At 48.0% G+C, this 15,450-nt stretch carries 14 protein-coding genes; 4 read left to right on the top strand and 10 right to left on the bottom strand.

Going from position 1 to position 15,450, the window contains the following annotated elements; translation table 11 throughout:
• Positions 1-48: 48 nt before the first annotated feature.
• From G367_RS0115365 to G367_RS0115345, 5 genes are all read right to left on the bottom strand, one after another.
• Positions 49-735: an RluA family pseudouridine synthase gene (locus tag G367_RS0115365; protein ID WP_020414038.1), complete on the bottom strand. Its 687-nt coding sequence runs from the start codon at positions 733-735 to the stop codon at positions 49-51.
• 80 nt (positions 736-815) lie between these two features.
• Positions 816-1,655: a methylenetetrahydrofolate reductase [NAD(P)H] gene (gene metF, locus G367_RS0115360; RefSeq protein WP_020414037.1), complete on the bottom strand. Its 840-nt coding sequence runs from the start codon at positions 1,653-1,655 to the stop codon at positions 816-818.
• Between the two features lie 61 nt (positions 1,656-1,716).
• Positions 1,717-3,102 (bottom strand): adenosylhomocysteinase, encoded by a 1,386-nt coding sequence (gene ahcY, locus G367_RS0115355; protein ID WP_026305161.1) that lies wholly within the window; start codon positions 3,100-3,102, stop codon positions 1,717-1,719.
• Positions 3,103-3,205: 103 nt separating this feature from the next.
• Complete coding sequence (gene metK / locus G367_RS0115350; RefSeq protein WP_020414035.1) at positions 3,206-4,426, bottom strand: methionine adenosyltransferase; 1,221 nt, start codon at positions 4,424-4,426, stop codon at positions 3,206-3,208.
• Positions 4,427-4,497: 71 nt separating this feature from the next.
• On the bottom strand, positions 4,498-5,454 hold the full coding sequence (locus G367_RS0115345; protein WP_020414034.1) for a metalloregulator ArsR/SmtB family transcription factor: 957 nt from the start codon (positions 5,452-5,454) through the stop codon (positions 4,498-4,500).
• A gap of 256 nt (positions 5,455-5,710) precedes the next feature.
• Here G367_RS0115345 and tkt point away from each other — a divergent pair, with 256 nt between their 5' ends.
• Positions 5,711-7,711: a transketolase gene (gene tkt, locus G367_RS0115340; protein WP_020414033.1), complete on the top strand. Its 2,001-nt coding sequence runs from the start codon at positions 5,711-5,713 to the stop codon at positions 7,709-7,711.
• Between the two features lie 87 nt (positions 7,712-7,798).
• Entirely contained in the window at positions 7,799-8,821 is a 1,023-nt protein-coding gene (gene gap, locus G367_RS0115335; protein WP_020414032.1) for a type I glyceraldehyde-3-phosphate dehydrogenase, read from the top strand.
• 559 nt (positions 8,822-9,380) lie between these two features.
• Here the strand turns inward: gap and G367_RS0115330 are convergent.
• Together G367_RS0115330 and G367_RS23980 are read right to left on the bottom strand one after the other, a co-directional pair.
• The gene (locus tag G367_RS0115330; RefSeq protein WP_157533541.1) at positions 9,381-11,414 is read right to left on the bottom strand and encodes a hypothetical protein; all 2,034 of its coding nucleotides are present in this window, start codon (positions 11,412-11,414) and stop codon (positions 9,381-9,383) included.
• A 214-nt stretch (positions 11,415-11,628) separates the two neighbouring features.
• On the bottom strand, positions 11,629-12,822 hold the full coding sequence (locus G367_RS23980) for an aminopeptidase (RefSeq protein WP_020414030.1): 1,194 nt from the start codon (positions 12,820-12,822) through the stop codon (positions 11,629-11,631).
• A gap of 80 nt (positions 12,823-12,902) precedes the next feature.
• Between G367_RS23980 and G367_RS0115320 the strand changes: the two genes are divergently transcribed.
• Positions 12,903-13,133, top strand: a complete 231-nt coding sequence (locus G367_RS0115320) for a hypothetical protein (protein WP_157533540.1) — start codon at positions 12,903-12,905, stop codon at positions 13,131-13,133.
• Positions 13,134-13,238: 105 nt separating this feature from the next.
• Entirely contained in the window at positions 13,239-13,421 is a 183-nt protein-coding gene (locus G367_RS0115315; RefSeq protein ID WP_020414028.1) for a DUF3149 domain-containing protein, read from the top strand.
• Between the two features lie 371 nt (positions 13,422-13,792).
• Here the strand turns inward: G367_RS0115315 and tatC are convergent, their stop codons facing one another.
• From tatC to tatA, 3 genes are read right to left on the bottom strand one after another with little or no spacing between them, the layout of a single operon-like run.
• Positions 13,793-14,542, bottom strand: coding sequence for a twin-arginine translocase subunit TatC (tatC, locus tag G367_RS0115310; protein WP_020414027.1), 750 nt, complete (start codon positions 14,540-14,542; stop codon positions 13,793-13,795).
• Positions 14,539-15,123 (bottom strand): Sec-independent protein translocase protein TatB, encoded by a 585-nt coding sequence (gene tatB, locus G367_RS0115305; protein ID WP_020414026.1) that lies wholly within the window; start codon positions 15,121-15,123, stop codon positions 14,539-14,541. The genes tatC and tatB overlap by 4 nt, the downstream gene beginning before the upstream one ends.
• A 30-nt stretch (positions 15,124-15,153) precedes the next feature.
• Positions 15,154-15,417, bottom strand: a complete 264-nt coding sequence (tatA, locus tag G367_RS0115300; RefSeq protein WP_020414025.1) for a Sec-independent protein translocase subunit TatA — start codon at positions 15,415-15,417, stop codon at positions 15,154-15,156.
• Between the last annotated feature and the right edge of the window lie 33 nt (positions 15,418-15,450).

Raw genomic sequence — 15,450 nt, 5'->3', positions numbered from 1 at the left:
AATAGTGAAAGCAAAAGGCGATCTATTGATCGCCTTTTTAACTTAATATCAAACTACTTCTGACGAAGTGTTTCCTAAAGAGAACTCTTTTGAAAGCTCGCTACTGAAATACAACAATTCTCCTGTAGCTGGGTGTTTAAATCCCAGCTCTCTTGCATGCAGTAATAACCTGGGGGCTGCGCTCAGAGCCTCTATATGCGCATAAAAGGGATCACCTAATATCGGATGGCCTATTGCCTGCATATGCACCCGCAATTGATGCGATCGCCCAGTAACAGGTGTAAGTCGAATTAAGCTGCGACTCCCAGAAGTTGTTACTTTTTCCCAACGAGTTAGGGAGGGTTTACCTATTTCAAAATCCACTTTCTGCTTAGGCCTATTCGGCCAATCACAGATTAATGGCAGCTCAACTTTACCGGAGTCAGCTTCAGGAGCTCCCCATACCCACGCTATATAGGTTTTACTTACCTCACGATTTTGGAAGAGAACACTGAGTTGTCTATGCGCTTCCGGGCTACGAGCCATAACTACTAGGCCTGAAGTATCCATATCCAACCGATGCACAATCAATGCTTCCGGGTAACATTCTTGAACTCTGCTAGCCAAACTATCCCAGTTGGTGGGATCACGACCAGGCACGCTAAGGAGTCCACTCGGCTTATCCAATATCAGCAAGGAACTATCTTCAAAAACCACAGAGAGACAGGGCTCTGTGGGAGGGTTGTACTTGCGCATCACTAACTCTTAAAAAATGCTATCTGATACCAATCCCTTCCTGCGGTTTGAGAACCCAATATTCCTTCAAAAGCGAGAGGTCATTTTGCCCCTAGGCCTAGAGATTTCAGAATATGTGCAGAGGTATCAACCTGATTCATCGTATAAAAATGCAACCCGGGTGCGCCACCCTCCAACAGGGTTTCGCATAAATCAGTAACCAATTCCAGCCCTAATTTACGAACATCCTCTGGACTTTGGTAACTCTCCATCCGCTTTTTCAGCCATCGTGGAATTTCAGCACCGCAATTGCGTGAGAAGCGTACTAAATTATCAAAATTGATAATCGGCATAATTCCTGGATAAATCGGTGCATCAATGCCAGCCTTTTCACACTGGTCAACAAAATAAAAATAAGAATCGGGGTTGTAAAAATATTGGGTCAGGGCACTGTTGGCACCTGCCTCAAATTTTCCCTTTAAATAACGTATATCATCGTCATAGCTATTGGACTCCGGATGTATTTCCGGGTAAGCGGCAACTTCCAGGTGGAAATGATCGCCTGTATGGCGACGAATAAAAGCCACCAACTCATTCGCATATACCAGTTGCGCCACAGCTCCCATACCAGAGGGCATATCACCACGAAGTGCTACAATACGGTTTACACCTGCCTCTTGGTATGTATTCAATAAACCGAGTATTGTCTCTTCATTATCACCACCGAAAGATAAATGGGGTGCAATTGAGATACCATCGCGACGCATATCAGTGACGATATTCGAGGTGGTCTCTCGCGTAGTGCCACCAGCACCATAAGTGACAGAGAAAAATTCAGGGTTAAACGCCTGTAAAGCCTCGCGGGTTTTATACAGCTTTGCGCGACCTTCGGGGGTTTTGGGTGGGAAAAATTCGAAACTGATGCGAATGGAGTTTTTCATTTTATTTTCCAGGCCCTCCGAAATTTAGGCACCGGCTAAGCCGGTGCCTTTGATGAGGATATTAGTATTTGTAACTTTCTGGTTTGAACGGACCGTCCACGGAAACACCGATATATTTAGCCTGCTCTTCTGTCATACGGGTAATCACGCCGTCAAAACCTTCAACCATATAGCGGGCTACTTCTTCATCGAGGCGCTTGGGCAGTACTTTTACATACAGTGCAGATACTTTTTGGTCTGCAGGTAGGTCAGCAAACTTCTCTTCAAACAAGTGAATCTGCGCGAGAACCTGGTTAGCAAAAGAGCCGTCCATAATACGGCTGGGGTGACCAGTAGCATTACCAAGGTTTACCAGGCGGCCCTCGGATAGCAGCAGCAGGTGATCATTGGTCTCACTGTTGCGCACCACTTTATGTACCTGGGGCTTAACTTCCTGCCACTCCCAGTTCTCACGCATAAAGGCAGTATCAATCTCGTTATCAAAGTGACCGATATTCGACACAACTGCGCCGCTTTTCAGAGCTGAAAGCATATGCGCATCGCATACATTGGCATTACCGGTAGTCGTTACGATCAAGTCAGTATTGGCCAGCAACTCCTTATTAATACCTTCCGCAGTGCCGGTGTTGATACCGTCAATGTACGGGGACACCAGCTCAAAACCATCCATGCAGGCCTGCATAGCGCAAATCGGATCTACTTCAGACACTTTTACAATCATGCCTTCCTGGCGCAGGGAGGCCGCTGAACCTTTACCCACATCACCGTAACCGATAACCAATGCTTTTTTACCAGCCAACAGATGGTCGGTAGCACGCTTGATCGCATCGTTCAAACTGTGACGACAACCATATTTATTGTCGTTTTTACTCTTAGTAACAGAGTCATTTACGTTGATTGCCGGTACCTTTAAGGTGCCTTCACGCAACATGTCCTGCAAGCGGTGTACACCAGTGGTAGTCTCTTCACTAATACCGTGACAGTTATCGAGAATATCAGGGTACTTACGATGCAGCAGTTCGGTAAGATCTCCACCATCATCGAGAATCATATTCGGCTGCCAGCCGGCGACATCGGCACCAACAGTGCGCTCCAGACACCACTCATACTCTTCCTCAGTCTCGCCCTTCCAGGCAAATACCGGAATGCCACTTGCGGCAATGGCCGCAGCAGCGTGATCCTGGGTTGAGAAAATATTACAAGAAGACCAGCGCACTTCTGCACCCAGGGCAACCAGAGTCTCAATCAGAACCGCGGTCTGGATGGTCATATGAATGCAACCCATGATACGCGCACCTGCGAGGGGTTGGTCTGCACGATATTTTTCCCGCAAAGTCATCAGTGCCGGCATTTCGCCTTCAGCGATTTCGATTTCACGGCGGCCCCATTCAGCCTTGGAAATATCCGCGATCTTGAAGTCTTTAAATTCAGTACTCATCTGGTTCATGCTATTTAATGTCCAATAAAAATTGTTATTACATTGGAGCTTTATCGCTCCAATTTAGTAGCTCCCAATTCAGAAATAGGAGCCACCGCCTTAAGAAGTGAGATCAAAGTCCGGCCTGGACGCGCAGGGCATCCACCTTGTCAGTTTTTTCCCATGGGAAAGCGGTGAAGGTCTCACTGCGCTCCTGACCATTACTGTCCACCCAGTTATAGGTATGGGTGAAAGGATCACGCCCAAAGTGGCCATAAGCCGCTGTCAGCTGATACATGGGATGCAATAGGTCTAAGGACCTGGAAATAGCAAATGGGCGCAGATCGAAATTCTCACGTACCAGTTCGGCCAGTTTCTCTTCTGGAATAATGCCGGTACCAAATGTATTGATAGCCACAGACGTGGGCTCAGCTACACCGATGGCATAGGAAACCTGGATTTCACAGCGCTTGGCCAGGCCCGCAGCGACAATATTTTTTGCCACATATCGACCGGCGTAGGCCGCAGAGCGATCCACTTTAGAAGGGTCCTTACCGGAGAAAGCTCCACCACCGTGACGTGCAGAACCGCCGTAGGTATCCACAATAATTTTACGGCCAGTCAAGCCACAGTCGCCTACAGGACCGCCGATAACAAAGTTACCGGTTGGGTTGATATGGAACTTAGTGTCCTTGTGCAGCCACTCCACCGGCAGGGTGTGATGTACGATCAGCTCCATCACAGCTTCACGCAAATCAGCCTGGCTGACATCCGGATTGTGCTGAGTAGAAAGAACAACAGCATCAATCGCACAGGGGCGGCCCTGTTCGTCATAGCGGAAGGTCAACTGACTCTTGGCATCCGGGCGCAACCATGGCAGCAGGCCGGACTTGCGCGCTTCCGCCTGGCGTTCCACCAGGCGGTGGGAGTAGTAGATAGGCGCCGGCATAAAGGTCGGGGTTTCATTGGTGGCGTAGCCAAACATCAGGCCCTGATCACCGGCACCTTGGTCTTCCGGTTTGGCACGGTCAACACCCTGGGCGATATCTACAGACTGCTTGCCGATCACATTGATCACACCACAAGTCTCGCCATCGTAACCCACATCGGATGAGGTGTAGCCGATATCGGTGATTACTTTACGCACCAGATCCTCAAGGTCCACCCAGGCAGAAGTGGAAATCTCGCCGGCGATCACCGCAATCCCGGTTTTTACCAGGGTTTCACAGGCAACACGGGCCTGCTTGTCGCGGGCCAGCAATGCATCCAGTACCGCGTCGGAAATCTGATCGGCAATCTTATCCGGATGCCCTTCGGACACGGATTCTGATGTAAACAATCTATATTCACTCATGTGAGAGTCTCCATTTATTCCGCCGCGGGCGGTTAGTAAAATTCTGCTTCTGACAATACGTTCAGACGCCGTCAGGGTTTTATAAATTCTCGTATCTGGATCTGGAAACCGTTACGCAGTGCACTATATACACTGCGCCCATCCCTCAGCCCGGCACTCTGTGCCCAGTCACTCAATTGCTCCGGGGTAAAGCCCAGCCATAGATCACCACAGGCCTCCCTGGCCCAGTCCTGACCGTGCTCTTGCAATTCAGCCACCAACAACTGGCCGCCAGTTTTTAACGCGCTCTGCAAATCATGAAAGATCTGCGCGGGATCTGGGGTGTGATGCAGCACCATATTTACCACGATGGTATCCGCACTTGCCGGGCGCGCCGCGGCGGCACGTGTATCGCTGCAGACAAACTCAATATTGGCCAGCCCCTGCTCATCGGCAAAAGCCTGGGCACGCTCCAACATAGCTGATGACAGGTCCAGAGCCGTTACCGTGCCAAAACGCAGGGATAGTTCCTGCAAAAACTCGCCTTCACCTGGGCCCACTTCCAATGCGTGGCGCCCAGAAATAAGCAGTTGGGCCACCTGTGGTCCATAAACGCTGTAGCTAGCGATCAGCTCCTGTTGCTCGCGGAACCGGTTACCGTAATCGGCAAAGAAACGGCGTGAAGCCTCAGCCCGCTCCTCAGAAATTCGCGCTACCGACTGGGCCCGTTCATCGGACAATGACAGAAGATCCAGATTCACAAATAACTGCTCGAGTAGCGGGGTGCCCCCCGTGCGCCGGTAAAAGATGTTGTTACCTTCGCGGCGCTTAGTCACCAGCCCAGCTTGGGCAAGGACTTTTAGGTGGTGGCTCAAGGCGGGTTGGCGCAGATCAAAAATTCGACACAATTCCAGCACACTGTAGGAGTCTTGACTGAGTAGACGCAATATCTCAAGTCGCAGGGGATCTCCTGCAGCCTTTAAGGTCATCGCCAGCTGCGAAATTTCCGCACCGGGACCGGATTCAAAGGTGGGCTGGGATTCAGACATGGGGACGAGTCTAGCAGGCACAAGATGCTATATCAAAAGATTTTGATATAGCTCCATAAAATTATTTTGATGTAGATACTTTTAGGCAATTCCAGAACCCAGATTAGGAAAATTGCTGCTGTACTTGGTGGCAATTTTTCCGGCAAGCCTTTGCGTGGGGCAGGTCTTTACGGGAAAATACGCCCCCATTTTGTCCTCGCGGAAGCTGCCAAGAGAGCGGTACCGCGGCCTACCCGAAAATCAGAGAGCTCTTCCTATGTCTTCTACCCCCTCTCGCACAGACATGGCCAACGCCATTCGCGCCCTGTCCATGGATGCGGTCCAGAAAGCCAACAGCGGCCACCCAGGTGCGCCTATGGGTATGGCAGATATCGCCGAAGTCTTATGGAATGACTACCTGAAGCACAACCCGGCAAACCCTGAGTGGGCCGACCGCGACCGCTTCGTGCTCTCCAATGGCCATGGCTCCATGCTGCTGTACTCATTGCTGCATCTTTCCGGCTACGACCTGCCGATTGAGGAGCTGAAAAACTTCCGCCAAATGCATTCCAAGACTCCGGGCCACCCGGAATACGGTTATGCGCCTGGCGTCGAGACCACTACCGGCCCGCTCGGCCAGGGTATAACCAATGCGGTGGGCATGGCTCTGGCAGAGAAAGTACTGGCAGCCCAATTTAACCGCCCCGGTTATGAACTGGTTGACCATCACACCTATGTGTTTATGGGCGACGGCTGTCTGATGGAGGGTGTCTCCCATGAAGCGTGCTCCTTAGCCGGCACTCTGGGCCTGGGCAAACTGATCGCCTTCTATGACGATAACGGCATCTCCATCGATGGCGAAGTGGAAGGCTGGTTTACCGACGACACACCCAAACGCTTCGAATCCTATGGCTGGCACGTAATCCCCAATGTAGATGGCCATGATGCAGCCGCGATCAAAGCTGCAATTGAGAAGGCCCGCTCAGTTACCGACAAGCCCACCATCATTTGCTGTAAAACGGTTATCGGTTTCGGTTCGCCAAATAAACAGGGCCGCGAAGAATGCCACGGTGCCCCCCTAGGTGACGACGAAATCGCACTGGTGCGCGAGACCATTGGCTGGGCCCACGCACCTTTCGAAGTCCCCGAAGGTATCTATGCCGGTTGGGATGGAAAAGCCAAAGGTGAAGCTCAGGAAGACGAGTGGAAAGACATCCTGACTGACTACCGAGAAGAATTCCCTGAGCTGGCCGCCGAATTCGAGCGCCGTATGAGTGGCGAACTGCCGGCAGACTTTCTGGTGAAAGCCGATGATTACATTAAACAGTGCCAGGAAGACGCGCAGAAAATTGCTTCACGAAAGGCGAGCCAGAATGCACTCAATGCCTATGGCCCGTTGCTACCCGAGATCCTCGGCGGCTCTGCCGACCTGGCAGGCTCCAACCTCACTATTTGGTCTGGCTCCAAGGGTGTGAGCGCAGAAGATGCCTCCGGTAACTATGTCTACTACGGTGTGCGTGAGTTCGGCATGAGCGCCATGATGAACGGTATCGCCTTGCACGGAGGTTTCGTACCTTATGGCGCAACCTTCCTAATGTTCATGGAATATGCGCGCAATGCCGTACGTATGGCCGCACTGATGAAGCAGCGTGTTATCTTCGTCTACACACATGACTCGATCGGCCTAGGCGAAGACGGCCCTACCCACCAGCCTGTAGAACAGCTTAGCGCCTTGCGCTCCACCCCGAACCTACACACTTGGCGCCCCTGCGATGCCACTGAATCCGCCGTGAGCTGGAAGATGGCTATCGCGCGCAAAGAAGGCCCCAGCACCCTGGTATTCAGCCGTCAGGGGCTGGCTCCTCAAGCGCGCAATGCCGCACAGCTGGCGCAGATTGAAAAAGGTGGCTACGTACTTTCCGACTGTGAAGGCACTCCCGAAGCAATCATTATTGCTACCGGTTCTGAAGTCGAGTTGGCCATGGCCGCACAGGAAAAGCTCGCCGGCAAGAATGTTCGCGTAGTTTCCATGCCTTGCGCGGAAGCCTTTATGGAACAGGATGAATCTTATCGCGAATCTGTATTGCCCTCTGCTGTGCGTGCTCGTGTAGCGGTTGAAGCCAGCCATAAAGACTATTGGTACAAGTTCATTGGCTTTGATGGCGAGATTATCGGTATGAACACCTTCGGAGAATCCGCTCCGGGCGGCGAGCTGATGCAACACTTCGGCTTTACCGTAGACAACGTAGCCGCAACCGTCGAGAAGCTGGTGAAGTAACTCAGCGCGCTAGCTGGTCGCTCCCTGCTATTGTTTACCGCAGGGAGCGCTCGGTACCTTCCACAATTCCTATCTGGCAGTACTGCTATGACAACCCGACTCGCTATCAATGGTTATGGCCGTATCGGCCGCTCTGTTCTGCGTGCTCTTTATGAATCCGGTGCCCGAGATAACCTACAGATTGTCGCTATTAACGAGCTGGCTGACTGCGCCACTATTGGACACCTGACAAAGTACGATTCCGTACATGGGCGTTTTGCCGGTGAAGTCTCGGTGGAAAATGACATTTTGGTGGTCAATGGTGATCGCATTGCGGTGACACACCACGAACAGCTTGAAGATCTAAATTGGAAGCAGGAAAGAGTCGATATCGTGCTCGAGTGTACAGGCAGTTATAAGGAGCGTAAGCACGCCGAAACCCACTTGGCCACTGGGGCAAAAAAAGTTTTATTTTCCCAACCTGCCAGCCGCGATGTAGATGCCACTATTGTCTACGGCATCAACGACCACACTCTAAACGGCTCCGAAACTATTATTTCTGCAGCCTCCTGCACTACAAATTGCAGCGTGCCAGTGATCGCGGCACTCGACCGGGCATTTGGTATTGAAGCTGGGGTTTTAACCACAATCCACTCCGCCATGAACGACCAGCCAGTAAGCGATGCCTACCATCACACCGATTTGAGAAAAACACGGTCCGCCGTTACCTCAATAATTCCTGTCGATACGGCTCTTGCCCGAGGTATCGAACGCATATTGCCGCATTTATATGGAAAATTTGAAGCCCAGGCTATGCGCGTACCCACAGTCAATGTCTCCGCCATTGATCTGTCTGTTCAATTACAAAAGAATGTAAGTCAAATTGAAGTGAATGCTTTGCTGAAGTCCATAGCCGCAACAGAATTCAAAGGCGTCCTCGGCTTCACCGAAGAACCACTTGCCTCTTGCGACTTTAACCACGACCCTCGCTCAGGAATTATTGATGCCAGCCAGACACGGGTTGCCGGTGACAAATTAGTAAAGATTTTAATCTGGTTTGATAATGAGTGGGGATTTGCTAATCGGATGTTAGATGTGGCGCATATAATTACGAAAACACCCAGAGTTTGAATCGCCTGCACTCAACTCTAAACTACATCTTCCTCAGGCTGCTGCGGTAGCCGTATTTTTTCCCAATATCTGCCGAGAAATTTTATAACCCAACGTTTTTCTGGGACGATTATTTAAACGTCCAACAGCCACCTCAATCTCTGTTTGACTCACAAGTTTAAAGTCACAATTTTTCGGAAATTACTAGCGCAGCAAGTCATTAGTGTTCTCGTTCAGGCCTCTCACCCAAGATGCATACAGATGCGCAAAATAGACCGCCAAATCAACTACCCACTAATCTTCTCGTGCGGAGCAAATTCTTTTCCATTATCGACCATAATGGTGTGTACTAAGTATTTATACGATCAAGTAGTGCAATGATAGCTTGAGCAACTCACTCCGCTGTCTTACGATCTACAATGGTGCCCAAAGTATTACTATAACCTTTGCCAATTATACGAAACCAATTATTAATTTTTAAAAATCCAGCATCGGGAAAGTCAGGGTAGACTGACAAAATAGGTACGACCTGCTAAAAGACAGATAAAAAAGGCATCAAACACTTGATGCCTAAAAAAATTTATTTTTGGGGGATTTTTATTGGCCTTTCAGCTATTTTTTTCATCTCCGAATGATAAATAAGAGATGACCTTAATAGGTGACCACCAATATCGGATAAATCAGGAATTATATCACGCCGATAATCATCAAAGATCCGCAATTTTTTCTTCATGCGAAAGTTGCTACTTTTGCTAATGTTATAAATTCCCCATTCACGCTCTCGATAAAGGTGACAACTCTCAATACTAGTCGGATCCCAAGAATCAGGGATACAAAATCCACCATCTCGCTTCAAGTAATGTCTAATTGTTACATTATTATTGCCATTTAGCTTCCATAAACCTGGATATGTATTTATTTCATTTTCCTCTAAACTTCCACTAAGATTAGAATCAAACATGCTAACTACTTCTACCGTTCCATCAGCATTTAATTCGAACCAATAATAATCCGATGGCCACCGAAAATTTTGCATCGGACCACTTACCTGGTAGATTCCTGCAATTTCATCTTCTTTCCATCCAGTTGAATCTTGAACAAAATCCGTATAAAACTTTACTCTTTTGCTTTCACCGGTCTCTTCTAGAATAAAAACCCACGTCAGATTTCTATATTTATAATCTAAAAACATATAGGTTAATTTAAGTCCACTTGGCATCTCCACTACCAGCTGGTAATTATCCTCCAAGTACCAAAGCCCAGATAGATCAACTTCGGATAACTCTCCGTTTCCGCTAATCTCTGGTATAGTAATATCAACGCTCCCGCCACTTTCATACTTACCATGAAATTGCATATCTAAGGCTCGCACTATATGCTGGGGGGAAATTTCAACTATAGGATCAATGATTTCTCCAGGTGTTGTTACTACAGGAAGGCTGTATAGCTTACCTAATTCAATCGCGCCAGAGACAGGAACCACCCCTGAAGATCGGATCGCAAAACTCATATTTGTTCGATCTAAGAATTCATTGTCCTGGTATTGCCCATCTGGATAATGTGTATATTCCATTGCCTCAATAACAATAGAATCTGCAATAGAATTTTCAGATAACCAATTAATTTTATTAATTATTAAGTGTATTTCTTCGTAGGCTGAATTAAATTCATCATAGTAAGAACTTTCTATCAAATCCGCCCCTTCCAAAAGGATACCATCATTAGTTTGTAACCAAGTTATAGCTGCATAATCCATGACACCGTTAACTTCACCTGTGCCATCTTCCCTTAATACTAGTCTCATCCCTATTGATGGCAGGTAGTAAGTATCAGCAATAGGAGAGTGTTCAGATGGTGAAGAGGCCAACAAATTTATATCACGAGATATATTCTTTTTAGTTTTCTCAAATAGATCCGGAAAATTTTCACTGGCTCTCGCAACATAAAGAGAAGCTAAGCTATAATTTGTAGCTAGCTCATACGTGTCAGCGGCCTCTTCAGGCAACGCAATGCCTGCCTCCTCCAAAGGGAGTGGATTATCAATTAAAATCTTAACATATGTTGCAATAGCAAATACTACAGAAGCTTCCATACTATGGTAAGCCAAATCAAATTGTGAGCTGGATTTGACAGGGCCATTATTATTAATTTCTAAAACTGCAGATAGGGCTGTTGAGAGACTGGTAATATTCACATCCAGAAGCTCAGAGCGCACTAGAATCTGATCCTCGCCTGCTTTCTCTATTAAAGATTCTACGGAACCGAGTAAGCTGACAAGCCTAATGCCACTTTCACTAGGGAAAATGGCTTCCCCCTTCACAAAACTATGGATTCTGGATTCGTCAACTTCAATATTTATGGAGTAATTACCAAATGCATCAACCAATCCATGGAAATAGCTCTCACCTACATGGAATTTTACTTCAACGCCTGTATAGCTTGCGGTCTCCACATAACCTTGGATAGTTAAGCTCACGGTATTTTCTGGCTGCTCACCACTATCAGGGACTTTATCACTATCTTTTGACGAACTTCCACCTCCGCCACTACATGCGGATAGGAATAAAATACAACCAAGTAGTAAAAATCTGGATAGGAACTTACGGTACATCATTCTATTCATTTTAAGAATTGGGTTACAGAAGGTATTGGGAGAGTGACTATAAAGGAACAGTTAAAATCAGACTAGGATATATAAACATAGAACCATATTAAACAACCAGGCTTTTGATATTGGCTGTCACAATACGCAAACACACAGGGTGTCATCAAAAGACTATTTGTGTAGCGTAACCAAAGAAATCTAATTTTTTATTCAGTAGATTATTTTATATTGATCGTAAATTATTTGAAAAATAAGTATTCAATAAAAATAAATATTGCTCATCACTTTCCATACACTTCTTTCCTTCAGTAAAATTTTCTTGGTTTCTTCCCAAGTGTGTTCGGCGATATTCTTCCCCCAGCTTGTATAAGCTCGCTTCACGATCCATTTTATCCAAATCTCCCAACCTCTGTGCCGCATTATAAAAGACCTCCCAGTCACCACTTTCTATATACAACTGCTTGAAAGCGGGAACTTGGGATTCATATTCAGCGGCCAGGGCTAAAGTGGCATTGTTAGCTTTTTCTATATACGCCTGGTAGCGTGCTGGATTGGGCCAACTTACGGATATTTTCCGATAGCACTGGCGCAGACGTGAAAGCACTAAATTTTTTTGTTCGAGCTTAAAACTATCCGGTTCAGGGGATTTATAAATGGGTTCGAGCTGCTTGCGCGCCATATTCATCAATTGACGCACGGCCATTGTCTCGGCACGGGCTTGGGTAGCTGAACCGGTCAGGCCCTGGCTGGCAAGCCAACCCGGTAGAGCAAGTTCCGAGACGGCAGTTGCGAAACTTTCATTGAATTGTGTATCACCAGAAATATATACACGCCTGTGTGCCAGTTCATGGAATAGCAATCCGGCTAATCTCTCTGGTGACCAATTTACAAAACTAGAGAGTACTGGGTCATCAAACCAGCCAAGGGTGCTATATGCAGGTACCGGCCCCAGATAAGTATCGTAACCCTGCGCCCTTAGACTATTAACTTTTGCAATTGCAGCAGACTTACGAAAATAACCTCGATAGCTGGCGCAACCAGCAACAGGGTAGCACCAGCGTTTTGGGGTTAAAGAAAATTCAGGAGCAGCCAAGACATTCCAGATGGGATACTGATCTTCCAGCTGTACATAAGAGCTGTAAGCTTGACCAACTGGTAAATTCAACTGCTGGGCAGCATAGGCCCGTATCTCCTGCACCAACATTAACTGTCGCCTCAGCTTTTCACTAGTGCCGGGCTGCTGTACCACTTTTTCAATTGGCTGTCGCGCGGACAGAATCCGCAACTGACCCGCAGCAGCTTGAGCGTAATACCCCACCGTCTCACAACCACAAAGAAACAATGTGATGACTAACAGCCAAATATGCCTGCCATAAGCGCTTAATACTGACCTTAAGGCTCCAATGCTGATATACACTTTTGTCCTATTTTCCTTTTTGTTTAGTATCGTGCCTGTGGATCTATCCAGCTTCCTACAGACCTTCAATGGGTTATAGCATGCTGCCTGTTAGTGCAATCCTAATAGTCTTTGCTTTGGCATTTGCCGCTATAGCCTGGGGGCGGCTCCTGTATATCTGCTTTTCTGATGGGCCTCTAGCGGGCTTCCTTGCCCTGTTTTTACCACCAGTGGCGTTGTTTTTGCTCTTACCCAACTGGCGTGAAGAAAAGGAGCTCTATCAGTTGCTGGGAGCGGCCATAATCTGCCTGATCTTGGGCCTGGCACTTTAAGATTCCCTTATTGAATTAACTCAATTCCGGTTGATTTAGGTCAAGAGACTTACTTCCCAGGCCCATAGACTATATAGGTGAAGCATTGGCGTACTGGAGAGAAAGATGGATGCCTTAATTGATCTATTTACCAGCTTTTCCGGCTTGCTCAGCCTGGCCGTAATCGGGTTTATATTCCTGATGGCATTCTATTTTTATCGCCTGGTTCAAAACAATGTGGAAAAGGCAGTGGCGGAGCAGGAAAGGAAAGAACAAGCGGCAGTTTCCCATAGGAATAAGCCGGCCTGAACTGGAATATCCCGCTTAAGCCCAGGATCTTAGGGTAAATATTTTTGCCGTTAATACAGGCGGCAGCAGGCAATTATGCAGGGTTAACTCCAGAGCGAGCCCGGCACAATTGTCCATTTCCCGAGCTGACCGTCTGGTTTTTGTCGCGATGGGGGCTTGCTAGTAGTGGCACAAAAACCGGAGTCGATCAGCTTCTTTTTGCATGGAACGCAGACTGCCCATATACCTGGGTAACTCTTGTCTTGAGAGCAAAGGGTTACAATCAGGGGTAGGGTAGACAAAACAACAGGGCTATTGCCCCGGCAGCTTCGGCTGCCGGGGCACTTTACAGCACAGGGAGGTGCTTATTACGCTCCCGGCTAACAGGCAGCTTATTCGGTTTGCTCTTTCTTGGAACCCCTTTTTATCCAGCGCCCAAATAAAATACCCACCTCAAATAAAAGCCACATTGGCACTGCCAGAAGTGACTGGGAAATCACATCAGGTGGCGTGAGTAACATGCCAATCAGGAAACATCCCACAATCACATAGGGGCGCTTGCTACCCAGGGTTTTTGCATCTACCGCTCCGCTCCAGATCAACAGCACAGTGGCGATGGGTATTTCGAAAGCAAAACCAAATGCAAAGAATAATTTCAGCACCAGATCCAAGTAGCTACGCATATCCGGCATCACTTTGATATCTGCATGGGCGGAACCGACAAAGAAATCAAAGAGAATTGGAAATACGACAAAGTAAGCAAAAGCAACACCCGCATAAAAAAGAAAAACGCTGGTGATCAGAATAGGCACCGCAATACGCTTTTCATTTTTATACAGGCCCGGTGCAATAAACGCCCAGGCTTGGTAGAGCACAAAAGGAATCGCAATAAAGAAAGAGACTATAAACGTGGTCTTAAATGGGGTGAGGAACGTTGAAGTCACCTCGGTGGCGATCATCCCAGCATCCCCAACCAGTCTCTCCTGCAGAGGGTTGGCAATAAAATTATAAATCTCTGAAGCGAAAGGCACGAGGCAGGCAAACAAGACGACCACGACCAATAAAGTACGTAACAAGCGGTCGCGCAACTCGATCAGGTGATCGATAAACGGCTGATGACTGTCTTGTGCTTTATCACTCATGGTTGCTTATCTTTTTCTTGTTGTGATGCTTTTTCTACTTCATCCAATTCGACATTTTCTGGGTGATCGGGGTTCATGTCCGGGTCGCCAAAATCATGCCAGTGCTCCGGATATTCGGGGTCCTGCAACTCCTCCACAGTCTCATCCTGTTCAGGCAGGTAGTCCTCTTTTTCCGCACGGGGGGGCTGGGGTTCTTCGGGGCGCTTCGGGAGGGCATTATCTTTAAGCTCCTTGACCTCCCCCTGTTTGGCATGCTGCTCTGCAGGAGGCTTTTCTTCCGTATCCTCGGTAACCTTCTGCAATGATTCGCTCACTTCACGATTGGTCTCAGTAAAGGTGCGCTCCATTTCCCGGCGACTTTCCTCAATCTCGCGAAGGATGCGCTCATTGTGTAATTCCCGACGAATATCATCCGCACCCACCTCTTTTTCCAACTCTTCACGGGCGCTATGTAAAGTGCGCTTTAAGCCGGACCACCAACGGGCTGTAGTGCGGATGGCATCGGGTAGGCGCTCAGGCCCAACCACGAGCAAGCCCACCACAGCGACCAGCAGCAGTTCAAAAAAGCCAATATCAAACACAGAGCATTACTCGCGTTAACGGTTGCCGAATTATTTATCCTGGGATTGCTTATCTTTTTCCTTGGCGGTACTGCCTTGGTCTGGCTTTTCTTCTTCATCATGCTGCAGGCGCTCGGGATCTTTCTCCTCGTCGGCTTCTTTTTTCTTGTCTTCATCCTTGATCGCTTTGCGGAAGCCCTTAATAGCCCCACCGAGATCGCCACCAAGGTTTTTCAGGCGCTTGGTTCCGAACAGCAGTAGGACAATGACTAGAATAATCAACAGCTGCCAAATGCTAATTCCACCGAATCCCATAATTGTCTCCATGTCATTTAATGCGATAGCCAG

It is taken from the genome of Microbulbifer variabilis ATCC 700307 (assembly GCF_000380565.1).
Taxonomy (GTDB): domain Bacteria; phylum Pseudomonadota; class Gammaproteobacteria; order Pseudomonadales; family Cellvibrionaceae; genus Microbulbifer; species Microbulbifer variabilis.
Note: the sequence above shows the minus strand (reverse complement) of the source record. Positions and strands in the feature narration are given on the sequence as shown.

Coding starts and splice junctions, on each gene's coding strand:
- G367_RS0115365 (WP_020414038.1), bottom strand. CDS start 735: ATGCGCAAGTACAACCCTCCCACAGAGCCCTGTCTCTCTGTGGTTTTT.
- G367_RS0115345 (WP_020414034.1), bottom strand. CDS start 5,454: ATGTCTGAATCCCAGCCCACCTTTGAATCCGGTCCCGGTGCGGAAATT.
- G367_RS0115330 (WP_157533541.1), bottom strand. CDS start 11,414: ATGATGTACCGTAAGTTCCTATCCAGATTTTTACTACTTGGTTGTATT.
- tatA (WP_020414025.1), bottom strand. CDS start 15,417: ATGGGATTCGGTGGAATTAGCATTTGGCAGCTGTTGATTATTCTAGTC.
- tatC (WP_020414027.1), bottom strand. CDS start 14,542: ATGAGTGATAAAGCACAAGACAGTCATCAGCCGTTTATCGATCACCTG.
- ahcY (WP_026305161.1), bottom strand. CDS start 3,102: ATGAACCAGATGAGTACTGAATTTAAAGACTTCAAGATCGCGGATATT.
- tkt (WP_020414033.1), top strand. CDS start 5,711: ATGTCTTCTACCCCCTCTCGCACAGACATGGCCAACGCCATTCGCGCC.
- G367_RS0115320 (WP_157533540.1), top strand. CDS start 12,903: ATGCTGCCTGTTAGTGCAATCCTAATAGTCTTTGCTTTGGCATTTGCC.
- G367_RS0115315 (WP_020414028.1), top strand. CDS start 13,239: ATGGATGCCTTAATTGATCTATTTACCAGCTTTTCCGGCTTGCTCAGC.
- metF (WP_020414037.1), bottom strand. CDS start 1,655: ATGAAAAACTCCATTCGCATCAGTTTCGAATTTTTCCCACCCAAAACC.
- gap (WP_020414032.1), top strand. CDS start 7,799: ATGACAACCCGACTCGCTATCAATGGTTATGGCCGTATCGGCCGCTCT.
- metK (WP_020414035.1), bottom strand. CDS start 4,426: ATGAGTGAATATAGATTGTTTACATCAGAATCCGTGTCCGAAGGGCAT.